Source organism: Streptomyces sp. NBC_00212 (assembly GCF_045206365.1).
In the GTDB taxonomy this organism is placed as follows: domain Bacteria; phylum Actinomycetota; class Actinomycetes; order Streptomycetales; family Streptomycetaceae; genus Streptomyces.
Genome location: NZ_CP108115.1, coordinates 7770084 through 7794271, shown reverse-complemented (window position 1 = coordinate 7794271; position 24188 = coordinate 7770084). Strand labels below are relative to the sequence as shown.

The 24188-nt window shown below is 72.1% G+C and carries 16 protein-coding genes; 8 read left to right on the top strand and 8 right to left on the bottom strand.

From position 1 onward, the window contains the following. Nucleotides 1-83 precede the first annotated feature (83 nt). Nucleotides 84-818 (top strand): response regulator transcription factor, encoded by a 735-nt coding sequence (locus OHA17_RS35500; protein ID WP_406509901.1) that lies wholly within the window; start codon nt 84-86, stop codon nt 816-818. Beyond that, on the top strand, nt 815-2269 hold the full coding sequence (locus OHA17_RS35495) for a sensor histidine kinase (protein WP_406509900.1): 1455 nt from the start codon (nt 815-817) through the stop codon (nt 2267-2269). Before OHA17_RS35500 ends, OHA17_RS35495 begins: the two co-directional genes overlap by 4 nt. Nucleotides 2270-2339: 70 nt before the next feature. Here the strand turns inward: OHA17_RS35495 and OHA17_RS35490 are convergent, their stop codons facing one another. Together OHA17_RS35490 and OHA17_RS35485 are read right to left on the bottom strand one after the other, a co-directional pair. After that, nucleotides 2340-3875 carry an LCP family protein gene (locus OHA17_RS35490; protein ID WP_406509899.1) on the bottom strand — a complete coding sequence of 512 codons (1536 nt, stop codon included), beginning with the start codon at nt 3873-3875 and terminating at the stop codon, nt 2340-2342. Nucleotides 3876-3951: 76 nt separating this feature from the next. Further along, nucleotides 3952-4212: a hypothetical protein gene (locus OHA17_RS35485; RefSeq protein WP_406509898.1), complete on the bottom strand. Its 261-nt coding sequence runs from the start codon at nt 4210-4212 to the stop codon at nt 3952-3954. A gap of 155 nt (nt 4213-4367) precedes the next feature. On the opposite strand from OHA17_RS35485, the gene OHA17_RS35480 reads away from it, so the two are divergent. The 4 genes from OHA17_RS35480 (at nt 4368) to OHA17_RS35465 (ending at nt 9361) form a co-directional block, all read left to right on the top strand. Further along, on the top strand, nt 4368-5057 hold the full coding sequence (locus OHA17_RS35480; protein ID WP_406509897.1) for a hypothetical protein: 690 nt from the start codon (nt 4368-4370) through the stop codon (nt 5055-5057). Nucleotides 5058-5114: 57 nt separating this feature from the next. Continuing rightward, nucleotides 5115-5690, top strand: a complete 576-nt coding sequence (locus tag OHA17_RS35475) for a TerD family protein (protein WP_406509896.1) — start codon at nt 5115-5117, stop codon at nt 5688-5690. Nucleotides 5691-5882: 192 nt separating this feature from the next. After that, nucleotides 5883-7811 (top strand): glycoside hydrolase family 5 protein, encoded by a 1929-nt coding sequence (locus OHA17_RS35470; protein ID WP_406509895.1) that lies wholly within the window; start codon nt 5883-5885, stop codon nt 7809-7811. Nucleotides 7812-7954: 143 nt separating this feature from the next. Next, entirely contained in the window at nt 7955-9361 is a 1407-nt protein-coding gene (locus tag OHA17_RS35465; protein ID WP_406509894.1) for a lipase maturation factor family protein, read from the top strand. Nucleotides 9362-9406: 45 nt separating this feature from the next. Here OHA17_RS35465 and OHA17_RS35460 read toward each other — a convergent pair whose 3' ends face one another. Continuing rightward, the gene (locus OHA17_RS35460) at nt 9407-10789 is read right to left on the bottom strand and encodes an FAD-binding oxidoreductase (protein ID WP_406509893.1); all 1383 of its coding nucleotides are present in this window, start codon (nt 10787-10789) and stop codon (nt 9407-9409) included. 255 nt (nt 10790-11044) lie between these two features. Here OHA17_RS35460 and OHA17_RS35455 point away from each other — a divergent pair, with 255 nt between their 5' ends. Further along, on the top strand, nt 11045-12256 hold the full coding sequence (locus OHA17_RS35455; protein ID WP_406509892.1) for a sulfite oxidase: 1212 nt from the start codon (nt 11045-11047) through the stop codon (nt 12254-12256). 99 nt (nt 12257-12355) lie between these two features. Here OHA17_RS35455 and OHA17_RS35450 read toward each other — a convergent pair whose 3' ends face one another. Further along, the gene (locus OHA17_RS35450) at nt 12356-12988 is read right to left on the bottom strand and encodes a hypothetical protein (RefSeq protein ID WP_406509891.1); all 633 of its coding nucleotides are present in this window, start codon (nt 12986-12988) and stop codon (nt 12356-12358) included. A 343-nt stretch (nt 12989-13331) separates the two neighbouring features. On the opposite strand from OHA17_RS35450, the gene OHA17_RS35445 reads away from it, so the two are divergent. Then, nucleotides 13332-14171 carry an SAM-dependent methyltransferase gene (locus OHA17_RS35445; RefSeq protein WP_406509890.1) on the top strand — a complete coding sequence of 280 codons (840 nt, stop codon included), beginning with the start codon at nt 13332-13334 and terminating at the stop codon, nt 14169-14171. 140 nt (nt 14172-14311) lie between these two features. On the opposite strand, the gene OHA17_RS35440 is transcribed toward OHA17_RS35445, so the two are convergent. The 4 genes from OHA17_RS35440 to OHA17_RS35425 are packed head-to-tail and all read right to left on the bottom strand — an operon-like array spanning nt 14312 to nt 24056. Continuing rightward, nucleotides 14312-17167, bottom strand: a complete 2856-nt coding sequence (locus tag OHA17_RS35440; RefSeq protein WP_406509889.1) for a condensation domain-containing protein — start codon at nt 17165-17167, stop codon at nt 14312-14314. Beyond that, entirely contained in the window at nt 17157-18950 is a 1794-nt protein-coding gene (locus tag OHA17_RS35435) for an amino acid adenylation domain-containing protein (protein WP_406509888.1), read from the bottom strand. The genes OHA17_RS35440 and OHA17_RS35435 overlap by 11 nt, the downstream gene beginning before the upstream one ends. Before the next feature lie 46 nt (nt 18951-18996). Then, a complete protein-coding gene (locus OHA17_RS35430; protein ID WP_406509887.1) occupies nt 18997-20880 on the bottom strand; it encodes a non-ribosomal peptide synthetase in 1884 nt (627 codons plus the stop codon). Further along, nucleotides 20880-24056 (bottom strand): non-ribosomal peptide synthetase, encoded by a 3177-nt coding sequence (locus OHA17_RS35425; protein WP_406509886.1) that lies wholly within the window; start codon nt 24054-24056, stop codon nt 20880-20882. Before OHA17_RS35425 ends, OHA17_RS35430 begins: the two co-directional genes overlap by 1 nt. Between the last annotated feature and the right edge of the window lie 132 nt (nt 24057-24188).

The window sequence follows — 24188 nt, the reverse complement described above, 5'->3', positions numbered from 1 at the left end:
ACCGGATCCACAGGTGATTCAGAGGAAACTCAGAGCTGTCCGCCACCCCGTCGGCGGGGCGTCCGGGGGATGCTGGAGGCACCATGGAAAACCCCTCACCACCTGCCGTGCTGCGCCGGTCCGACGGCAGTCCCGTCCGGATCCTCGTAGTCGACGACGAGCCCGATCTGACCGAGGTGCTGTCCGGCGCCCTGCGCTCGGAGGGCTGGGACGTCCGCTCGGCCGCCGATGGCGCGAGCGCGCTCAGCACCGCGTCCGCCTTCCGTCCCGACGCGGTGGTCCTGGACTGGATGCTGCCCGATGTGGACGGCCTGCACGTGCTGCGCGAGATGCGGGCCGGGCTACCGGACGTCTGCGTCCTGTTCCTGACCGCGCGCGACTCCGTCGAGGACCGCATCGCGGGCATCACCGCGGGCGGCGACGACTACGTCACCAAGCCGTTCAGCCTGGAGGAGGTGCTGGCCCGGCTGCGCGGGCTGCTGCGCCGGGCGGGCATGGCACGCGAGCCGGGCGGGAACCGCCTGGTGGTCGGCGACCTCGTGATGGACGAGGACGCGATGGAGGTCAGCCGGGCGGGCCGGCTCGTGGACCTGTCCCGCACCGAGTTCGAGCTGCTGCGCTTCCTCATGCGCAATCCGCGCCGGGTGCTGTCGAAGGACCAGATCCTGGACCGCGTCTGGTCGTACGACTTCGGTGGCCGCGCGCACATCGTCGAGCTGTACATCAGCTATCTGCGCAAGAAGATCGACGCGGGTCGGCCGTCGCTGATCCACACCGTGCGCGGCGTCGGCTACGTATTGAAGCCCGACCCCTCATGAAGCGGCCCGGTCTCCAGAACCTCGCGAGGCGGCTCGGTCTCCCCCGCACGCTGCGGGCCCGCCTCACGGCCGGGCTCGTCCTGCTGCTTGCGCTGGCGTGTCTCGCGGTCGGGGTGACATCCGTGCTCGCCCTCGAAGGGTTCCTGGTCAGCCGCCTCGACCAGCAGCTCAGCGCGTCCGGCGGCCGGTTCGCGGCCAGTCTCGAACACGACGAGAAGCCCGACGCCGACAACCAGCCGGACACCCGGGGCCAGTCGAACGGCACGTTCGGCGCCCGGCTGCTGCGCGGCGAGACCACCCAGGCCGCCGTGGTGCACGCCCAGACCGACGCCTCCGTGCCGCTCACCGCCGCGGACCGCGCATCGCTCGCGGCCGTGCCGGTGGACGGGCGGGGCCACGACATCCGGCTGTCGACACTGCGTCACTACCGTGTGGTGGCGGTGTCGGGCGACGACGGCGACGTACTGATCACGGGGCTGCCGCTGGAGCCGGTGGAAGAGACCGTGCACCGCTTGGAGATCGTCGAGGCCGTCGTGTTCGGTGCCACCCTCGCGGCCACCGGAATCGCCGGAGCGCTGTGGGTACGGCTCTCGCTGCGGCCCCTGCGCAGAATGGCGGCCACCGCGACCGAAGTCACCCAACTCCCCCTGGCCAGCGGGGAGATCGCGATGCCGGCCCCCGTTCCCGACACGGATCCGCGCACCGAGGTGGGCCGGGTGGGCGCCGCGCTCAACCACATGCTGGGCCACGTCGGGGACGCCCTCGCCCAGCGGCAGGCCGGTGAGGAGCGGCTGCGCCACTTCGCCGCCGACGCCAGCCATGAGCTCCGCACCCCGGTGGCCACCGTGCGCGCCCACGCCGAACTGGCCCTGCGCCACCGCGGCCCCGTACCGGGCGAGGTGCGGCACGCCCTTGAGCGGATCCAGTCCGAGACGCGGCGCATGACCGGGCTCGTCGACGACCTGCTGCTGCTCGCCCGTCTCGACGCGGGCCGCCCCCTCGCGCGCGAGCCCGTCGACCTGACCCGGCTCGCCCTTGACGCGATCGGCGACGCGCGGGCCGCCGCCCCTGGTCACCGCTGGCTGCTCGACCTGCCGGAGGAGCCCGTCACGGTGACCGGCGACGAACACCGCCTCCACCAGGTCATCGCCAACCTCCTCACCAACGCCCGCACCCACACTCCGCCCGGCACCGAGATCACCCTCAGCCTCGGCGAAACCGGCACAGGGGAAAGGGAGTTGAGCGTGACGGACACCGGCCCCGGCATCCCGGATGACCTGCTGCCCGAGGTGTTCCAGCGCTTCACGCGAGCCGGCCACAACCGCGCCAGATCGGCGGGCTCCGGGCTGGGCCTGGCCATCGTGCTCGCGGTCGTCCAGGCCCACGGGGGAACCGTCGGCGTCACCAGCCGCCCGGGCCACACCGCCTTCCGCGTGACCCTGCCGCGCTGACCACCGTCGCGGTTGACGCAGCGTCACATGCCTGCACGACAGGGCTACTTGATGGCTGACGGCTACCCCCTCAGCCGTACGAGAGGTTGGAGCAGAGGTCGTCGTCGGCCGAGCGGGCGGTCCCGGCCACGCCGGTGGGCAGGGCCGTGGGCGCGGGCGATGCGGTGGTGGCGGGCGAGGTGGCGGGCTGCGGGGCGTCGGCGTAGGTCCGGCCGAGGATGACGTTGATCCCGGGCGCCGCGGCCGAGGTGACTTCCGCGCCGGGGAAGACCTGGGCGACCTTCTCGGCCTGGTCCCGCTGGCCGGGTCCGTACTCGATGACCGTCTTGGTCTGCGTGCGGACCATGGCCGGGGTGGTGCCGGTGACGGTGAAGCCGTGCGCTTTGAGCGCGTCCGCGGCGCGGGCGGCGAGGCCGGTGAGGGTGGTGCCGTCGTAGACGGCGACGGAGATGCCCGTGCCCGCGACCGGCGCGCCGCCGCTCGGCGAGGGGGAAGCCGCGGCGACCTGCTCGGTCTGGTGGTTGCTCGCGTCCTGCCCGTCGAGAGTGCGGTCGGCCTTGAGTGCGGCCCACAGTGCTTCGGCGTCGGGGTGGACGATGGCGACCCGTTCACCCTGGTAGCGCCACGGCAGGGTGATGAACTTCGTGTTGTGCAGATCTATGTCGCGCAGCGACATGGCGAACGAGATCAGCTTGTCGGCGGAGCCCAGTTCGGGGTCCACGGTCAGGGACTGTGTGGCGGCGTCCGCGAGCGGAAACAGTTTGGTGGGGCTCAGGCCGTCGCTCTTGACCTTCTTGATGAGCGAGGCGAGGAAGGCCTGTTGGCGTTGTATCCGGCCTATGTCGGAGCCGTCGCCCATGCCGTGCCGGATGCGTACGTAGTCCAGGGCGCGCTGTCCGGAGACGGTCTGCGGGCCCTTGGCGAAGATCTGGTCGCCAAGGGTGGCGCGGTTGGGGTTGAGGTCCCTCTGGTAGACGTCCTGCGGCAGACAGACCTGGACGCCGCCGACGGCCTCGGTCATCTTCGCGAAGCCCTTGAAGTCGACGACCATGGTGTGGTCGACGCGCAGCCCGGTCAGCTTCTCCACGGTGTTCTGGGTACAGGCGGGGTTGCCCTTGGCGCTCTCGCCCACCGAATAGGCCGCGTTGAACATGGTGTGGGTCTGCGGCTTGGTCCACGTGCCGTCGGGCAGTTTGCAGGACGGGATGTCCACGAGGGTGTCGCGCGGGATGGACACCGCGACGGCGTGCTTGTGGTCGGCGTACACATGCAGCAGGAAAGCCGTGTCGGAGCGCCCTATGTCGTCCTTGTCGCCACCGCCGAGTTCACTGTTGCCGCCGATGCGCGCGTCCGTGCCGATGACCAGGACGTTCGTGCCCTGAGTCGAGGCCGGCGGGCGATCGCCGGAGACGCCGTCCGCGTTGAACGTGTCGATGTTGCCGTCGAGCCGCAGATAGGCCCAGCCCGCACCCGCCGCCACCAGGACGAGCAGGGCCAGCGCGATGCCCAGGCCCAGCCGTACCCCTCTGCGCTTGCGCTGTCGCCCACTCACCCCGGCCCCACCACTTCGCCCCGACCCCTCTTGTCCGCCCCGACCGCCTGCCATGCGCGTGCTCCCCATTCCTTCCGGCCCGCCCCTAAGGGGATGGGCCGCCCCCACCAAATAGTACTGGCGTGCCCACTCAGGGGCTGGCGCCGTCGAATCCGTAGCGCAAGGGCTCCTCATAGCTGCGGTGATCGCGGCGGTATACGTACACCGCGTCGGCACGCACCCCAGGCACGGGTGACTGCCACTCACATGGGTACGTCACCTGCACCACCGCCGGGCGGCCTCTGACATACATGCGCAACCCGTCCGCGGGGCCACCCGCCAGCACCGCGACCTCCCTGCGCAGCTCGCCGCCCGCACCCGTCCCGCCCCCTGCATCCGTCCCCGCATCCATGCATTCACTTTAAAGCTTGCGCAATAGTTGAACTATGGTGAGGTCCGTCACGCGGCGGGCCGAACACCACGACTGCGGCAACACGCCGCGTACGCACGGCGAACACGACACGCCACCAGCGGACCCCTCATCGGGGACACACCATCGGGGGAGACATGAGCCGTTCCGACGACGGGCTGCGCGAGCAGGACGCGGAGGAGTTCGCGCACCTCCTCCAACTCGCCCTGACATCAAGGGAGATCAAGGGTCTGCTCCGATCCGCGGGGCACGCCGTCGATGCGGATCGACTGCGCGGCGAGGCCCTCCGGGAGCGCGCCCGCATCGCGGCGGCCGCGGCCTGCGAGTACCGGGCCTTCCTCCGCGCGGCGGCCGCCACCGACGTCCGGGCCGAGGCACCCCCGGAGCCGCTCGACGACATACCGGAGCCCGAACGCGGCGGGCTACTCACCGTCCTGGCCGTTCTGACACCGGCACTGTCGGCCATGGCCGCGGCCCTGCTGCTCCTCATCGGGTACGCACTGCATCTGGTCGGCCTCCACGCCCACTTGGCGCGGGGGTTGCACAACGCGGGCTGGATGTTCGCGAGCCTCGCCGCGCTCAGCGCGCTGCCGGGCCTTGTGGCACTCCTCGTCACCGCGGCACGCAACCGCCCCGCGGCGCAGGCCGGACCCGGACCGCAGGCCGGACCCGCACCACACCCCGAAGCCGTCCGAGCGTACGAACTCTGGCGCCAGGCCCTGCTGGAGCGCGGGATCCTGCCCCATCTGCGCGAGCGCACAGCAGCCGCGAGCCGCACCTCCGGCACTGATCCACATTTCAGGGATTGCGCAAACAGGGAACCGTAGTGATGTTCCGGGCGTTGTAATCGGGGGACGGAACCGGCACAACCACGGAGGAAGAACATGGGCGTGAGCTTGGCCAAGGGCGGCAATGTCTCGCTGAGCAAGGAAGCCCCCGGGCTGACGGCCGTCACGGTCGGCCTGGGCTGGGACGTGCGGACGACCACGGGCACGGACCACGACCTCGACGCCAGCGCGCTGCTGTGCAACGAGAGCGGCAAGGTGCTCTCCGACAGCCACTTCGTCTTCTACAACAACCTGACCAGCCCGGACGGTTCGGTCCAGCACACCGGCGACAACCTCACCGGCGAGGGTGAGGGAGACGACGAGACGATCAACATCGACCTCACCGCGGTCCCCGGCCCGGTCTCGAAGATCGTCTTCCCGGTCTCGATCCACGACGCGCAGGCCCGCGGCCAGAGCTTCGGCCAGGTGCGCAACGCCTACATCCGCGTGATCAACCAGGCGGGCGGGGCCGAGCTGGCCCGCTACGACCTGAGCGAGGACGCCTCGACGGAGACGGCGATGGTCTTCGGAGAGCTCTACCGCCACGGACCCGAGTGGAAGTTCCGCGCCGTCGGCCAGGGTTACGCATCCGGCCTGGCCGGCATCGCATCCGACTACGGCGTCAACGTCTGACCGCCCGGCCGCACACCCCGCCGCCCCCTCTTCACCAGGGTAGGCGGCGGGGCCCTCTTGGCGATTCCTTTACCACGCAGCCCGTTGTACCCGGCGGTAACAGCGATCCATGCTGCTGTCGGCCGGTCACATCCGATATCCGCCGACCGCCCCAACCCGGCTTCCAGGGCGGTCAATTGAGACGGAGTACGGATGTTGGGGCTTCTGCCGCGCTGCACCCTGGCCCTTGCCGCTCTCGCCGCTCTGCTCGTCGGCAGTCCCGCGGGCGCGGCACCACAGAGCCTCGCGGTGACCGCGAGCACCGCGGGCCCGACGCAGCGGACCGGGCCGCTCGCCGAATCCTGGACCGGGCCGCTGTCCACCCGGGGCCGCTACATCGTCGACGCGACCGGCGCCCGTTTCAAACTCAAGGCCGCCAACTGGGGTGGTGCGCAAGGCAGTTGGTCAGGGTCCGGTGACATCGACGACCCCGCCAATCACCATGCGGGCGAGGACTCGTACAACATGCCCGTCGGCATCGACCGGGTGCCGATCGCCGATCTGCTTGCCGACTTCCACCGCCTGGGCATCAACAGTGTGCGGCTCCCCTTCTCCAACGCGCTCCTCCACAACACCACTCCCGTCCCGGACAGCGCGGTCGCCGCCAACCCCCAGCTCCGGGGCAGCACCCCGCTCCAGGTGTACGACGCCGTCGTGGCTGCTCTCACCGGGGACGGCTTCGCCGTCATCCTCAACAACCACACCAACACGGCGCGTTGGTGCTGCGGACTCGACGGCAACGAACGCTGGAACACCTCGCAGTCGACCGCCCAGTGGGTGGACGACTGGGCGTTCATGGCGGGCCGCTACCGGGACAACAAGCGGGTGGTCGGCGCCGACCTGTACAACGAAGTGCGGCGCAACATCCTGGACGACCCCAACTGGGGCAACGGCGACGACCACGACTGGTTCACCGCCGCACAGCAGGCGGCCGACCGCATCCTCACCACAGCCGATCCGGATCTGCTCGTCATCATCGAGGGGATCAACTGGACGGGCATCCCGGCCGACGGCCTCCCCCACGGCCGCCCCACGCTCACCCCCGTCCGCACTCTCTCGCACACCCTGCTGCGGTCCGGAAAGCTGGTGTATTCGGCGCACTTCTACGGCTTCACCGGCCCCAACCACTCGGGCGCGTACGGCACCGGCGAGACACACGACCCGCGCTACCAGGACCTGTCCCAGGCCGACCTGTACGACGCACTGCGCCAGGAGGCGTTCTTCGTCACCGACGAGGGCCAGCACTACACGGCGCCGCTGTGGGTCAGCGAATTCGGCACGGGCGCCTCGGAGACGGACCCCAAGGCGCGCGCCTGGTTCGCCAATTTCACGGACTACCTCGCCGCGAACGACACGGACTTCGGGTACTGGCCGCTGGTGGGCCTGCGCGGACCGGCCGGCCAGGGCGACGACTTCGCCCTGCTGCGGTACGATCCCGACGGGCACCGCTCCGGACTCCTCGACGGGACGGACTGGCGCGCGGCGGGCTGGCAGTCCCTGCTCGACTCCCCTTCCCGCACAGGCCTGATCGCGACGCCGGCCCGTTGGAACATGCTGGACCTCGACCATGCGGACGCCGTGCGTTCGCTGCGCGTCACGGCCCTCGGCGACTGGGACCCGGGGGCTCGCAAGGGTGTCTGCCCCGATGGCCAGCGGCTGATCGGCCTGGCTCACGGAGGCGGCCGCGGGCTGTGCACCGACGCGGGTACGGGCGACCTGCGCGCGGCGGGTGACGCGTACACCGTCGTACGCGACGAGCGGTACGTCACCCACGGGGACTGGGCCGGCGGCTACACGAAACTGGAGTGCCCGGCCGGCCAGTTCCTGACCGGCTACGCCGTGCGCGGCGAGGCGACGGCCTCGGCCCTGTGCGTCCCCGCCCGCGACCGGCTCGGGACGACCGGGCGCACCGTCTGGTTCGACCGCGGCGACAACCGCCCGGCCGGTTCCCCCGGCGGGGAATTCGCGTACGGCCGCTACAAGGGGCAGTGCGGCGTGGCGGAATACGCGGCCGGAATCGCCTTCACCGCCCGCGTCGGAGCCTCCCCGGCACCGGCCGCTCTGCTGTGCCGCGCCCTGTAGGGAGCAACCTGGTCCGATGATCACGGTTCTGGCGCGAGCGGGTGAAGCGGTCGTCCACCGCCTCGACGTGGCACCTCGATCCCCGCTACGAAGAGGGCGCACACTCTCCCCGCTGCCCACTCGGACCAGGAGGCGCCTTCGCCGTGGAGTGGTTCTCGTCGTCGGCGTACTGGCTCGGACGGCTGGTGTTCCAGCGCTCCCTCGCCGCCGTCTACGTGGTGGCGTTTCTGTCGGCGGCCCTCCAGTTCCGGGCGCTCATCGGGGAACGCGGAATGCTGCCCGTGCCCGACTTCGTCCGGCGCGTGCCGTTCCGCAGCGCCCCCAGCCTGTTCCAACTGCGCTATTCCGACCGGCTGTTCGCCTCATGTGCGTGGGCCGGCGCGCTCCTCGCCGGTGCCGTGGTGGCGGGGGCGGCCGATGCCGTGCCGCTCTGGGCGGCGATGGTGTGCTGGGCGGTGCTGTGGGCGCTGTACCTGTCGATCGTCAACGTCGGCCAGACCTGGTACGGCTTCGGCTGGGAGTCGCTGCTCCTGGAGGCCGGATTCCTCGCCGTGTTCCTGGGCAACGACGAGGTCGCCCCGCCGGTGGTGCTGCTGTGGCTGCTGCGCTGGGTGCTGTTCCGCGTCGAGTTCGGCGCCGGGCTGATCAAGATGCGCGGCGATCCGTGCTGGCGCGATCTGACCTGCCTGTACTACCACCACGAGACCCAGCCGATGCCCGGCCCGCTGAGCTGGTTCTTCCACCATCTCCCCAAGCCGCTCCACCGCGCCGAGGTGGCCGCCAACCATGTCGTCCAACTCGTCGTGCCCGTCGCCCTGTTCACCCCGCAGCCGGTGGCGAGCATCGCCGCGTGCCTCATCATCTGCACCCAGCTGTGGCTGGTCCTCTCCGGCAATTTCGCCTGGCTGAACTGGCTGACCATCGTCCTCGCCGCCTCCGCCCTGGACGGCTCCCTCATCACAGAGCCGCCCTCGCTGCCCGGTCCCCCGCTCTGGTACGAGATCCTGGTCATCCTGATCGCCGTGCTCGTACTGGCGCTCAGCTATCGGCCCGCCCGCAATCTCCTCTCGCATCAGCAACGCATGAACACGACGTACGAACCGCTGCATCTGGTGAATTCCTACGGCGCGTTCGGAAGCATCACGCGGATCCGCCACGAGGTCGTCGTCGAAGGGACGGCCGACGAGGAGATCACCCCGCAAACCGTCTGGCGGGAATACGAATTCCATGGGAAGCCGGGCGATGTGCGGCGCCTTCCTCGCCAGTTCGCCCCTTATCACTTGCGGCTCGACTGGCTGCTCTGGTTCCTCGCACTCTCGCCGTCGTACGGATACTCCTGGTTCGGCGGATTCGTCGAACGGCTGCTGGTCAACGACCGGGACACACTGCGTCTGCTGCGGCACAACCCCTTCCCGGACGCCCCGCCGGTGTTCATCCGCGCCCGCATGTGGCGCTACCGCTTCACCACCTGGCAGGAACTCCGTACGACCGGAGCGTGGTGGCACCGTGAGGCACCCCGCGAGTTCCTCCCTCCGACAACACTGCGCTGAAGCATCCGTCTGCGCTGAGGCACCCGTCCCGAGATCCGCCCGCCATTACGCGGCGGCGGGCTCGATGTTCTGGTTGGCGTGGAACAGGTTGTGCGGGTCGTACAGCCGCTTGATCGAGGCCAGACGGTCGTAGTGGTCGCGGTATGTGGCCTTCACCCGGTCCTGGCCCTCGCCGGCACCGATGAAGTTCACATAGGAACCACCCATCGAGTGTGGGTGCAGCTCACCCCAGTAGTCGACGCACCACTGCCGGACGACTTCTGCGTTGGCCGGATCGGGGTCGATGCCGCCGATGACTCCGGACCACACGGCGTCCCGGTAGGCCCAGGCGGTGTCCTTCTGGGCGATGCGGTGGGCGGCGCCGTCGACGGGGTAGAGGTGCATCGTCGACAGGTTGGTCGGCAGGCCTTCCGCGTACTTGGCGTGCACGTCGATGGCCCCGTCCGTGATCCGGTCGAAGAAGTCCCCTCGCCAGTACCATTGCAGCCCCTTGGGGATCAGCTCGTCGAACATGGCCTGCAGCATGGGGTACGGCATCGGGCTCGTGAAGTGGAAGGTGGGCGGGCCCGCCTCGTTCACCGGCTCGAAGGTCTTGTCGGCGGCGTCCGGGTCGCCCGTCCAGCACCACACCACGCCGCACATCTTGTGGCCGTGGATCTCCTCGGGGAACGGCGGCCCCGGCGGGACGACGAGCTCGGCGAAGAAGCCGTTCAGGTCGTTGGGCGCCTGCGGCAGGAAGTCGCGGTACCACCGCAGCACGTCGCCGATCCGGTCCAGCGTCCACAGGGTCACCCCGAGCACCACGGTGTGCACGGGGTGCAGCCGGAAGGTGAAGGAGGTGACGACGCCGAAGTTGCCTCCGCCGCCGCGCAGCGCCCAGAACAGGTCGGAGTTGTCGCGTTCGGTGGCGGTGACGAAGGAGCCGTCGGCGAGCACCACGTCCGCGGCTAGGAGGTTGTCGGCGGTCAGGCCGTACTTGCGGGTCAGGTGGCCGTGGCCGCCGCCGAGGGTGAGGCCCGCGATGCCCGTGGTGGACATGATTCCGGCAGGGGTGGCGAGGCCGAATCCGTGGGCCGCGTGGTCGAGGTCGCCGAGCACGCTTCCGCCACCGACCTGGGCGGTCTCGGTCACGGGGTCGACGCGCGCCCAGCGCATCGGCGACAGGTCGAGGGTGACGCCGTCGTCCACCAGGCACAGTCCGGCGCCGCTGTGTCCGCCTCCGCGCACCGCCAGTTCGAGGCCGTGGTCCCGGACGAAGTCGACCGCGTCGATGACATCGGCGGTGTCCGTGCAGCGCACCACAGCGGCTGGTCTTCGATCGATCATCGCGTTGTAGATCGTGCGGGCCTCGTCGTACTCCGGGTCCTTCGGGCCGATGACCGGGCCGCGCAGCACGGTCCGCATCGCCTCCAGCGTCGTGCCGTCCATGACGATCTCCTTACAGAGGGCACGGTGGGGGCCCGTGTCCGCCCGGCGCTTCCCCTGCTGGGCCGCCGGTGGTGACACGCGCGCGCCGGTGCCCCGGCACCTTCTCGGCCGCAAACACGATCGGGCGCCACAGGGCTGACCCTTCAAGCGTCCCGCCGGACACGCGGACCCGCAATCGGTGGCTCACGAGCCCGTGGCCGGTGGCTCGGCATCGGCGAGGTGCCGGGATCCGGTCCCCGGGCGCACCATGGAGTCATGGACCGTCGCATCGGTGCCATCAGTCCACCGGGGCGCCTCGCCGAGCCGGCCGAGGGCATCAGCCCCGAGGAACTGGCGCTCGCGACCCGCAATCACGGCATGCCTCTGGAGTCCCTGCGGTACGACGTCACACCGCCGGGGCTGCACTATGTGCTGGTCCACTACGACATCCCGGCTGCGGACGCCGGCACATGGGCGCTCACCCTATGTGGCCGGGTCCGTACCCCGCTCACGCTCGACCTGGCGGCGCTGCGGTCCTTCCGGGCCGTCACGCACCGGGTGACGATGGAATGCGCGGGCAACGGCCGGGCCCGGCTCACGCCGAGGCCCGTGAGCCAGCCCTGGCTCGTCGAGGGGATCGGAACCGCCGAGTGGACGGGCGTGCCCTTGCGCACACTCCTCGCCGAGTGCGGTGTGGCACCGGGCTCCGTCGATGTGGTCTTCACCGGTGCCGACCACGGCCTGGAGCGGGGCGTCGAACAGGACTATCAGCGCAGCCTGCCGGTGGAGGTGGCCACCGGCCGCGACCCGGAAGTCGTCGTGGCCTACGCGATGAACGGCGCTCCCCTGCCGCCGCAGCACGGATATCCACTGCGGCTCGTCGTTCCCGGGTGGTACGGCATGGCGCACGTGAAGTGGCTGCGCGACATCACCGTCATCGACACGGAGTTCACGGGGTTCCAGCAGCAAGTGGCCTACCGCTACCGGCAGTCGGCGGACGATCCGGGCGAGCCGGTGACCCGGATGGCCCCGCGCGCGCTGATGATCCCGCCCGGCTTCCCGGACTTCATGTCCCGTACTCGTGTGGTGCGGCCCGGGCCGCAGTTCCTGGAGGGCCGCGCCTGGTCCGGCCTGGCTCCCGTCGTACGGGTCGAGGTGAGCGCGGACGGCGGACGCGGCTGGTACGACGCCGAACTCGACGAGTCGCCGCACGGCCACGACTGGGCCTGGCGGCACTGGCAGGCACCCTGGACAGCGAAGCCCGGCACCCACGTCCTGAGCGTCCGAGCCACCGACGCGGAGGGCAACTCCCAGCCTCTGACACAGAGTTGGAACCGCGGCGGCTTCGGCAACAACCTCGTACAGCGGGTGGAGGTGCTGTGCGTGGCAGTGGCCGCGCCCGACGACGGCGACCCGGGCGCCACCGAGGCCGTCGACCACGCCGGGTCCCTCACCCACTCCCCCGCCCGCTCCCGCACACGCTCCTGACGGGCGGCGCGACGAGGGGTGCGACGCTGCGGGTCAGGAGCACGGGCCGGCGGAGCGGATCGGTGGAGGGGCCCGACGGAGGGGGGAGAACAGCGCGGGTCAGCGGACGATCTGGTCGCCGTCGGGCACGTCCTGGACCGTCACGATGTGGCGGGCCCGGCCGAGCCCGTCGGCCACGCTGCGGGCGATGCCGTCGAGGTCCTGGCCGGTCGGGACCGGGACCTGTTCCCCGTCGCCGTAGCTCTCGATCGCCTTCGTGAAGTAGCTCGGGTGCCAGGCGCCGACCGCTCCCCTGACCTCGATCGCGGTCACCGGCCGACCGCCGACGAGGGCCTTGAGAGCGGGCAGTATCTCGTCGGAACGCAGCTCGCCCGGCACCTGGAACAGGCTGGCGTGCGCACCCACCAGGCCACCGCCGCGCAGCCGGACCGTCACGGTCAGGCAGCTGGTGACACTCGGGTACGTGATGACACCGCCCGGGGCGACCTCCCTGACCTGCCCCTCCGAGACCGTCGCTGCGAGCGGCGCCTTGGTGCCCCGCGCGACGGCCTCGGCCGCGATGCCCTGCCCGGCCTTCGCCGACTCGTGTGTGCGCGCCTGAGCCGGCGAGCCGGCCCGGATCTCCAACGCGAGCAGCGCCAACGGAAGCACCAGGGCGCCGGCCGTGGCGGCCCTCCAAGGCGTCGGCCGGCCGGTGCCGCGGGTGGATTGACGGGCGCGCGGGAAAGACACGTGAACTCCTGGCGGGTGAAGCAGAGTCGGCCACACATGTGCGGCCGACCGATGGTCAGCCGACAACTGTACGCAGCGGAACGTGTGGCGACGTACCCGAGCCATGTGCGCAGGCCACATGTGCTCGGCCACCACGTGGCCGCGCGCCATGGCCGTCTCACCCATGTGGCCACGCCACATGGCTCGGCGCACCCGGCGCGTCTCGGCCGACACCTCTCAACGACCCGGCCGCGTGGCCGAATTGGCCCTCCTGATCTCGGCGGAATGCTCGGTTAACGTCACTTTCAGCACTCGCAGACGCACGCGTAAGTACCAGCGCAACAGCAAGGCAAGGACAGCAGCGATGAGCCAAGAGAGCACGGCCGGTGCCGCCGAGTCGGCGCGCCGCTATTACGACACGAGCGACGTCGACGCCTTCTACGCCGAGGTCTGGGGCGGCGAGGACATCCACACCGGGATCTACACCCATGAACGGGAGCCGGTCGCCGCTGCCTCCCGGCGCACGGTCGAGACGGCGGCGTCGAAGATCGCCGACCGGCTCACTCCCGCCTGCACGGTGCTGGATCTGGGGTCCGGATACGGCGGCCCCGCCCGCCATCTGGCGGGTGAGTTCGGCTGCCGGGTCGTCGCGCTGAACATCAGCGAGGGGCAGAACGACCGGCACCGCAAGACCAATGCCGAGCGCGGGCTCGACGGGCTCATCGAGGTGGTCGCCGGTTCCTTCCAGGACATTCCCTACCCGGCCGAGCGGTTCGACGTCGTGTGGTCGCAGGAGGCCTTCTGTCACAGCGGGGACCGTGAGCGGCTGCTCAGCGAGGCCGTTCGGGTGCTCAAGCCGCAGGGCGTCTTGGTCTTCACCGACCTCATGGCGGCCGATTCCGCGCCGGCCGAGGCGCTGCGCCCGGTGGTGGCCCGCCTCGGTGTGGAGGAGTTCGCCACACCGTCGTTCTATCTCCATCAGCTGGCCCAACTCGGCCTGCCCCACGTCGAGTTCGACGATCGTAGCGACCAGCTGCTCACCCACTATCTCCGGCTCACCGAGGAGACCCGGAGTCGCGCCACGGAACTGCGGGACGTCATCAGCCCGGCTTATGTGGAGAGCCTCCTGGAGAATCTGCCGCTGTGGGTGGACGCCTGTCGTGAGGGGCATCTGAGCTGGGGCATCTTCACCTGTCGCCGATAGCGAACCCGGGCCACAGACCCAGGCCCTCCCGGTGAAGGGCCCACCCGGCTCTCGCGAGGCCGGTGCGGCGCCCGCAAGCACCCGAGTACGGACGTACTCAAGTGTCGCGGGCGCCGCAACTGCCGTACGGACAGCGCTACTTACGACTCCATGCCTTTGATCATCGAAGCGAGCACCGCGTGCAGTTCCTCGCCCGCCGCCGGGCGCAGGGCCGCCGAGAGCCGGTCCGCGCGATAGTGCCAGCGGTGGTCGAGGTCGCGGTGCACCTCGTCCTCGAACGTGACGACGCTGTCGCTGCCGAGCAGTGTCACCAGCTCGGCGGTCAGGTCGGACCAGGCCACGTGCCCGCTCACCGCGTTGGCCACGCCGTGGACGGGCGCGTCGAGGCAGGCGGTCACGGCGCGGGCCAGGGCGGCCGCGTGTACCCAGGGCGCCCCGTACCAGTCGTGCCCGCCGGCACCGGCAGCAGGCAGGCCGATGGGCCGGCCGGCCAGGGCCGCCTGGTACAGCAGCCCCGTAGCACCCCAGCGCAGTTGGTCGCGGAGTCGGTCATGGGCTCCCCACACGATGGGCGAGCGCACGGCACTCGCGCCGCCGCGCCCCTCGGTGCCCGCCGCGCTCAACAGGAGCCGCTCGCAGTCGAGTTTGGCCTGTCCGTACGGGCTCAACGGAGCCTGCGACGCCGATTCCTCCGCGACCTGTCCGCTCGCCGGCCGCCCGTAGGCGTCCACGCTGCTGACGAAGACGAACGGGCCGCCGCGCCAGGCGTCGACCATGGCTCGCATCGCGGCCACGTCCACCTCGGGGCGGGTGAACGTGCACGCGGCGTGGATCACCGCGTCCGCGCTTTCGACGGCGGCGCGCAGGCTGTCGAGATCGCCGAGGTCTCCCTCGATCACCTCGATGCCGTCGCCCCCGACCAGGTGCGCGGACTCGGGGCGGGCGAGCGCGAGCACCGGCCGTCCCCGCGCGGCCAGTTCGCGCAGGACGAAGGCGCCGACGCCGCCCGTGCCGCCGGTGACCAGGACCGTACCCTCGCGCACCCTGCGCGGACGGGTGGTGGAGGCGGCTGCCGCGACGGCCGTCGCCCGCTCCGCCGCACGCGCGTCGAGGAGGTCCGTGATGGCCCGTGGCGTACGGGTCTGCATGACGTCGAGGCCGACGAGCGGCAGCGTGAGAGCGGACCGCAGCCGCTCGGCGAGCTGGACCGCGGCCAGCGAATGCCCGCCGAGCGCGAAGAAGTCCTCGTCCGGGCCGGGCCGTTGGCCGAGGAGGCCCGCGAACGCCTCCGTCACCGCTTCGAGGTGAGGGCTCTTCGGCGCCACGGGACGCGGGCCCGAAGGAAGCCTCCCCGCGTCCACCGCGCCGTCGGCCGTACGCGGCATCTCGTCGAGCAACACCACTGCGGCCGGGACCAGTTCACGCCCGAGCACGGCGCGCAGGTGGGCGCGCAGCTGGGCGGGCGAGGGGCCGCCGGTGCGGCGCAGCACGGCGTAGGCGAGCAGGGGGCCGCCCGCCGGGTCCGATACGTGTGCGTCGGCGATCTCGGGGTGGGCCTTCAGCCGGACTTCGGCCGGGTGCCCCGCGGCGGCCTGCGGCTGGGCGAGCCGGCCGGGCAACCCGGAGAGCCGGAGTTGCGGGTCGGCCGCCACGGCGGTCAGCAGTTCGGCGAAGGACGCGGCCAGGTCCCGGCCCGTCTCCTCGTCGAGGGCCGCCCGGCCGTACTGGACCAGGCTCGCGGGAGCATCCGCGTCAAGGAGGCCGAAGGTGAGGTCGAACTTGGCCTCACCCACGCCGACTTCTACGGCACGCGCCTCAAGTCCCGGAAGGCGCAGGCCGGTCTGCTCGCCGACGACGTCCGAGGTGACGCGCACCAGGGCCGTGCCGTCGTCGCCCCGGGCCGCGGCGCCGAGCCGCTCCAGAATCAGGTCGAACGGCACGTCGCGGTGCTGCTGCGCTTCGAGCAGCGCGTCGCGTACGCGCTCGACGAGGGTGGCGAACGCGGGGTCGCCGGACAGGTCGACGCGCACCGGAAGGGTGTTGACGCACAGGCCCACCAGGCCGCGCATCGCCTGGCCCTCGCGGTGTGTGGCGGCGCAGCCGATGACGAGGTCCAGCTCGCCGGTGAGGCGGTGCAGCGCGGCGAACGCGGCGGCCAGACCCACCGTGAACACCGTGGCCCGGCGCTCCCGGCCCAGCTCGCGCAGGGCGGGCAGCACCTGCTCGCCGAGCTCGGTGGCGCGGGTGGCGGCGGGGTGTTCGGCCGCGTCGGCGGGCGGGGTGGCGGGTCGGGGCAGCCGGGGCGGGGTGGCTCCGGCGAGACGGCGGGTCCAGTGGGTGAGACCGTCGTCTAGGCGGGCCGCGTCGGCGTGCTCGCGGCGCGCGAAGTCCGCGTACTGCGGCGGCTCGGGCAGCGTGTGGGGGCGGCCGTCCGCCGCGGCTTCGTACAACGCCGCGATCTCATCGGCGACCGTCTCCAACGAGCCGCCGTCGATGGCTATGTGATGGAACGTCAGGAGAACCGTGTGGTCCTCGGGCCCGTGTCGCAGGACGAGGGCGCGCGGGATCGTGTCCGCTGCCAGGTCGAAGGGGTGGCGGGCCTCCTCGGTCAGGAGGTCGGCGCCGTCGCCCGCCGACTCGACCACCCTCACCTCGACCCTCTCGGGAGCGGGGAGCGGTTCCTGGTACGGCTCTTCGCCGTTGCGGCCGTAATGGGTGCGCAGGATGTCGTGGCGGCGTACCAGCTCGGTGAGCGCGGAGCCGAGGGCGTCCACGTCGAGCGGGCCGTGCAGCCGGGTGGCGAACGGAACGCTGTACTGGGCGCTGTTCTGGCCGAGCCGTTCCATCAGCCACATGCGGCGCTGGGCGTGGGTGAGCGGGGCGGGGCCGGTGTCGCGGGCGGCTGCGGGTGTCGGGGTCGCACCGCGGCCGGCGGCGCGGGCGCGGGCCCTGCGCAGCAGCTCTTCCTGCAGGGCGGCGGAGGTGTCAGTGGCCATCGGTGTCCTCGGGCGCGTCGGGGTGCAGATCGGTGTGGGCGGCGAGCAGGGCGCGCTCGACCAGGGCGGCGTGTCCGGCGACCGTGGGGGCGGTGAAGAAGTCGGCGAGGGACAGTTCGACGCCGAGGTCTTCGCGCAGTTCTTCGGCCACGACGAGGGCGAGCAGGGAGTGGCCGCCCAGGTCGAGGAAGTCGGCGTCGGGACGGGTGACTTCGCAGCCCAGCGAGCGGCTCCACACGTCGGCGACGGCCTGCTGGAGCGGGGTCAGCGGCTCGGCGGCGCCGATGGTCTCGGCGGCCGTGGCGAGGTCCGCGAGCGCCCGGCGGTCGACCTTGCCGGCGGTGGTGAGAGGCAGCCGGTCGACGACGGTCAGCTCGGCCGGGACCAGGTGCGCGGGCAGGAGCGCGGTGAGGCGGGCCAGGAGTGTGTCGGGGCGGGGCACCGGGCCCGGTGCCGCCACCACGAAGGCGGCCAGGCGCGCGTCGTCGGGAGTGGGGCGGCGTACGGTGACGGCCGCGTCGTCCACCTCCGGCTGCTCGCGCAGCGCGTGCTCGATCTCGCCCGGTTCGATGCGGAAGCCGCGCACCTTGACCTGGTCGTCGGTGCGGCCGTGGAAGTCGAGGGCGCCGTCGGGGCGGGCGGAGACGAGGTCGCCGGTGCGGTAGAGGCGGCCGAACGCGGGGTGCTCGACGAAGCGCTCGGCGGTCAGCTCGGGCTGCCGGGTGTATCCGTGGGCCAGGCGGCTGCCGCCGATCCACAGTTCGCCGCGAGCGCCCTCGGTGACGGGCAGGCCGGCTTCGTCGAGGATGTGGGCGGTGGCGCCGGCCATGGGGCGGCCGATCGGCACGGGCCCGTCGCAGTCGGCGTCGGTGACGCGGTGGGTGGTGGCGAAGGTGGTGGCTTCGGTGGGGCCGTAGCCGTTGACGAGCTCGATCCAGGGGAACGCGCGCAGGACGGCGCGGGCGGGCTGGGCGGCCATCGCCTCGCCGCCCACGACGACGGTGCGCAGCAGCGAGAAGACGCGGGAGCGGCGCGCGGCGAGCTGGTGGAAGAGGGCCGTGGTGAAGAATCCGACGGTGACGCCGTGCCGCTCCACCTCCTTGGCCAGGTCTTCGAACGAGGGTCGCTCCGTGGTGCACACCACTACGGCCGCGCCGTTGGCGAGCGCGGACCACACCTCGAAGGTGGAGCCGTCGAACGTCGCCGGCGAGTGGAGGAGCACCCGGTCGCGCGCGGTGACGGTGACGTAGGTCGGGTCGGTGACGAGTTCGGCGATGGCGCCGTGGCGGATCGCTACGCCTTTGGGGCGGCCGGTGGAGCCGGAGGTGAACATGACGAACGCGGTGTCGTCGGGGCCGGGCCCGTCGCCGGGCAGCTCCGCACCGGCCGGCTGCTCGTCGTCGGGCAGGGCCAGGGTGGCGCCCGGCGTTCCGGCAGCTTCGAGCAGCTTGCTGTCGCCGACGGTGAGCGTGGCGCCCGAGTCTTCGAGCATGGCGGCGGTACGGGGCCGGGGGTGCGCCGGGTCGAGGGGAACGCAGGCCGCGCCCGCCCACCACAGGGCGAGCTGGGCGACGACGGCCTTGGCCGAGCGCGGCATCAGGAGCGCCACGAAGTCGCCGGGGCGTACGCCCTGTTCGTGGAGGTGGGACGCCAACCTGCGTGCTGCGCCTGCCAGTTGGGCGTAGGTCAGGGTGGTGTCGCCGTCCGCCACCGCGAGGGCGTGCGGGGTGTGTTCGGCGTGCCGCGCCACCAGGGCGGGCAGGCCGGTCCGGGCCACGGTCACGGTCGTTTCCTTCCGGTCGTCGAGGTGAGGCTTGGGGTTCGGCACGTCAGGACCCCGCCCTGCGGCGCTTGTCGATGACGGCGGCGATCGCCCGAAGGTCGGGCTGGCGCAGCAACTCCGGGGCCCGCAACCGGACTCGGGTCTCCCTCTCCAGGACTTCGAGGAGGCGGGCGGCGAGCAGGGAGGTGCCTCCGGCGTCGGTGAAGTTCTCCTCCAGGGTGGTCTCGGGGCGGCCGAGCAGGTCGCGGACCGAGGCGAGGACGAGCCGCTCGTCGGCGGTCGCGTCGTCGGGCAGGGCGGCCTCGGTCGCGGCGACCGCGGGTGCCTCTTCGGCGTGCTTGAGGAGGGCGGGCCGGTCCACCTTGCCGTTGGCGTCCAGCGGGAAGGCGTCCACGACGCGCACCGTCGAGGGCACCGCCTGCTCGGGCAGCCAGGCCCGTACGCCGGCGAGCAGTTCGTCGGCGGCGGGCGTGGCGCCGGGAGTCGGCAGGACGTACGCCACGAGCCGGGCGCGGCCCTCGGCGTCGCGGGGTGCGGTGATCACCGCGCTGCGGACGGCGGGGTCGTGCTCGAAGGCGGCCTCGACCTCGGCCGGTTCGATGCGCACTCCGCTGATCTTCACCTGGTCGTCGAGGCGGCCGAGGAAGACGAGCCGGCCGTCGTCGAGCATGCGCACCCGGTCACCGGTGCGGTACATGCGGTCCACGCCCGGCAGCTCCGGCGGCGGGGCGGTGAAGCGGCGCGCGGTCAGCTCCGGGTCGAGGTAGCCGAGGGCCAGGCAGGTTCCGCCGATGCGCAGTTCGCCGTCCTCGCCGCGGGCCAGGACCGTGCCGTCGGCGTCGGTGACGGCCACGGTCGCGCCCGCGATCGGGGTGCCGATCGGTGGTGCGGCGTCCACGTGCAGGTCCGCGTCGTCGGCCCGCATGGCGTGGGTGGTGGTGATGACGGTGGCCTCGGCGGGGCCGTAGGCGTTGTGGAGGGTGGCGGTCACGTCGGGGCCGGGGCGGCGGCGCATCCGGTCGCCGCCGACCATGAGGTGACGGAGCTTCAGGTCCTGCGGCCAGGGCCGGTCCAGGAGCGGCTCGATCATCGGGGTGGCCGACACGGCGACGGTGACCTCGGCGTCGCGCCACCAGTCGGTGAGTGCGGCCGGGTCCCAGCGGACGTCGTCGGGCGCGGGTATGAGGGCGGCGCCGGAGGTGAGGCCGCCCCACAGCTCCAGGAGGTGCGGGTCGAAGGCGACGCCGATCAGCAGGGACTGGCGGTCGCCGGGGGCGAGCCCGGTTTCCGCGCGGTACCAGTCCAGGAGTGCGGCCAGTGCGGGTTCGGCGACCGCGACGGCCTTGGGGCGGCCGGTGGAGCCCGAGGTGAGCACGGCGTACAGGGCCTCGGGCGGGGCGGTCCGGGCATCCGGTGCGACCGGGCCGAAGGCCGCGACGACCGAGGGGGCGGCGTTGGCGCCTTCGCCGGACAGCGGCAACTCGACGTGCTCGACGGCTTCTTGACGGCTCGGCAGGATGTCGGGATCGCCGATCAGGCAGACGACACCGATGTCCTCGGTGACCGCGGCGATGCGGCGCTCGCCCGGGCGCGGACCGAGCGGCAGATAGACCGCGCCGATCCGGGCCAGCGCGACCGCGGTGATCACGAGGGCCGCCGAACGGTCCAGGCAGACCCCGACGAGGTCGCCGGGCCGGACGCGGTCGGCCAGCGCCTTCGCGACCGCCGCGGCCGCCTCGTCGAGCTGCGCATACGTCCAGCGACACTCCCCGTCGATCACCGCGGGGGCCCCTGGGGAGCGCCGTACCCATTCCTCGTAGCGCGACAACACTCCTGCCTCGGTGGACCCGGGAAGGGGTGCGCCGTGCAGCACGCTCGGGGCGGCGTTCGCGTGGTCTGCTTCCTGACGGTTCATCAACTGCTCGGTCATCACGACTCCTTCGGCGTGGCGAGGGCGGGGGTGGCGGTTGCGGCGAGGGCGCGGGCCTGGTCGGCGAGGACCGGGTGCTGGAAGAGCAGGCGCAGTGAGGGACGCTCGCCCAGGCGCGGTTCCAGCCAGGCCGCCAGCTGCGCGGCGAGCAGCGAGTGGCCGCCGATGTGGAAGAAGTGCGAGCTCTCCTCGAAGCGGTCGTGCCCGAGGATCTCGCGCCAGCCCTGCGCGAGCAGCGCGACGGCCGGGTCGTCCGACAGCGTGGGGTCCGTCCCGGGGGCCGCTTCCTCGACGGGCGCGGCCGGGGTCAGCTCGGCGGCCATGCGGGCCAGTGCCACCCGGTTCGGCTTGCCTCCGGCGAGCGTCGGCATGGTGTCGAGGAGCACCCAGCGGCCGGGCACGAGGGCACTGGGCAGGCGGGTGCCGAGCTCGGCGTGCAGAGCCTGCTCGTCCCACTCCTCGACCTCGTCGGCGCGCTCACGGAAGGCGACCAGACGGGGTCCGCCACTGGCCTCCTTGTCGAGGACGACGGCACAGGACCGGCCGCCGAGCGCGGCGGAGGCGGCGGCCTCGACCTCTTCGAGTTCGATGCGGTAGCCGCGCAGTTTGATCTGGTTGTCGCGGCGGCCCAGGAAGCGGAGCAGGCCGTCCTGTCCGCGGTAGCCGAGGTCGCCGGTGAGGTAGACGCGTTCGCCGCCGAGTGCCTCGACGGTGACGAAGCGGGCCGCGGTGGCCTGCGGGTTGCCGACGTAGCCCTCGGCCAGCCCGGCGCCCGCGATGGCCAGTTCACCGACCCCGCCGGTGGGCAGGGGTCGCAGGCCCTCGTCGAGGACGTGGATCCGCTCGCCGGGCAGTTCGCGGCCGAGCGGGATCTCTGCGCCTTCGACGAGGCTGTCCCGGGTGATCTCGTGCACGGTGGAACTGATCGCGGCCTCGGTCACGCCGTACACGTTGAGCACGCTGAGCTCGGTGTCGATGTCGTCGAGGAAGGCGCTCATCACGTCGGCGGGGATGCGTTCGCCGCCGAGGACGAGCAGGCGCGGCGTCCAGCGGCCGTCCTTGAGCACCGGCAGCAGGTCTTCGCGGGTGGCGAGGAAGTAGCTGGTGGGCAGGTTGGCCACGGTGATCCGGGCGGCGGCGAGGAGCTGCGCCAGTTCGGTGCCGGTCGGCACGTCCTGCTCGGGTACGACCAGGCAGGCGCCCGCGTACAGCGAGGGCAGCACCTCTTCGAGGGCGACGTCGAAGGACGGCTGGGCGAACAGGAGCACCCGGTCGCCGGCCGCGAGCCCGAACCGCTCGGCCGCGCCGGTCAGATGGTTGATCAGCGCGTCCCGCCCGACGGCGACGGGCTTCGGGATGCCGGTGGAGCCGGAGGTGTGGATGATGTACGCCGCGTTCGGCACGAGCTCCGCCGCGCGGGCGGACGGCAGTGTGGCGGCGCCGACTTCGGCGCTGGGGAGTCCCTCGGGGATGCGCACCGGGCTGTTCTCGGCGGTGAGGACGAGTGCCGGGCCGAGGCGTTCGAGCAGCAGCTCCAGGCGGGCGGCGGGGTCGGACGGCGACAGCGGGCAGTACACCGCGCCGGTCCGCAGACAGGCGAGCAGCGTCACCACCGAGTCGGCGCCGCGGGGCAGCACCGCGGCGACGGGCTGGCCTGCCGTCACTCCGGCGGCCAGCATCCGCTCGGCGAGGGCGGTGACCCGCGCATCGAGGTCCCCGTAGGTGAGGCGGCGGGCGCCGACGAGGAGGGCGGGCAGGGACGGGTCCTGGGTGGCGGCCGGGTCGAGCGGGTCGCGGTTCGGCGCCATGACACCAACGGGCGCTGTTTCCACGGGAGTTGGGGCGAGCGCGAGGTCGGCGAGGGCGGTGGCGGGCGCGTCGAGGTAGGCGCGCAGCAGGTCGAGGAAGCGCTCGGCGAGCAGCTTCGCGACGTCCTCGCCGAACAGGTCGGCGTCGTAGTCCCAGACGAGGGTCATGCCGGCCGCGCCGTGGCGCGGGCTCACGCCGCGCCGGTCGTCGGGGAGCAGCACCACGTCGAGGTCGAAGCGGGTGGTGCCGGTGTTGAACCCCTCGAACAGCGTGATGTCGAGGCCGGGCACGTCGATTTCGGGCAGGGCCGCGTCGTGGGCGCTGAACATGACGCTGAACAGCGGGTTGTCGGCGCCCGAGGTGTGCAGGCCGAGGGCCCGGGTGAGTTCCTGGACCGGCACTTCCTGGTGCGGGAGCGCGCGGATGAGGGTGTCGGTCACCTCGTCCATGGCGTCTTCGGCCGGAGCGCCGGAGTCCAGGTTCAGTCGCAGCGGAATGGTGTTGACGAACATGCCGACGGCGTCCTCGAAGCCGCGCGGCCGGTTGCCCACAGCGGTTCCCACCACCATCTGGCTGCGACCGCTGTGGCGCCGCAACAGTTCGGCGAACAGACCGAGGAGGGTGGCGAACGGGGTCAGTCCGCGCTCGCGGGTGTGGGCGCGCAGCCGCTCGGCGAGGTCCGCGCCGATCGACTGGCGCAGCTGGCCGCCGTGGTGGCGGCGCCGCGCGCCGGGCCGGGTCAGACCGGGCAGCGGCATGTCGAACGAGGCGTCGCGCAGCGCCTCGGACCAGTACTCCAGGCTCGCGCTCAGCTCCTTGGCCCGTACGTCATCGGCGCGGGCGCGCACATGGTCGGCGTACGAGCTGGGAGTCCCCAACTCGACGTGTTCGCCGAGAACTTGGGCCCGGTAGACGCTGAAGACGTCGCCCAGGAGGATCGCGAACGAGTGCCCGTCGTGGATCAGGTGGTGTTCCACGTGGATGAGCCGGTGCTGGTCCTCGGCGAGCTTGACCAGGGTCCAGCGCAGCAGGGGCGCCTCGCAGGTGTCGAGAGGGGTCTCCGCCTCGATGCGCAGCAGCTTGTCGAAGGCGGCCTCGGGGTCGGCCTCCCACGTGACGTCCACGGTGCGCAGCCGCGGCAGGCAGACGTCGGCCACCTGCTGGCCGGGCATCGCGCCCGCCACGGGGACGAGTTCGAGCCGCAGCCCCGGGTGGCGGGCGAGCGTGGCGGCGAGGCCGCTGCGCAGGGCCTCGACGTCGAGGGTGCCCCACAGGTCGAGGGAGGCGGTGAAGTTGTAGGCGCGGCTGCCCGGCTGCACTTCTTCGTGCAGCCAGACGATCTCCTGCGAGGAGGAGAGGGGGAGCATGGGCGATCCCTTGGGTTGTCGGGTCGGGTGGCGCGGGGCGCGTTCGTGCGCCCGCGCGGCGGTGCGCCGGCCGGTCCGCGGATCGCGCGGCACGGCCGGATGCTGGGGCTTCAGGGGGTACGCGGTCGTGCT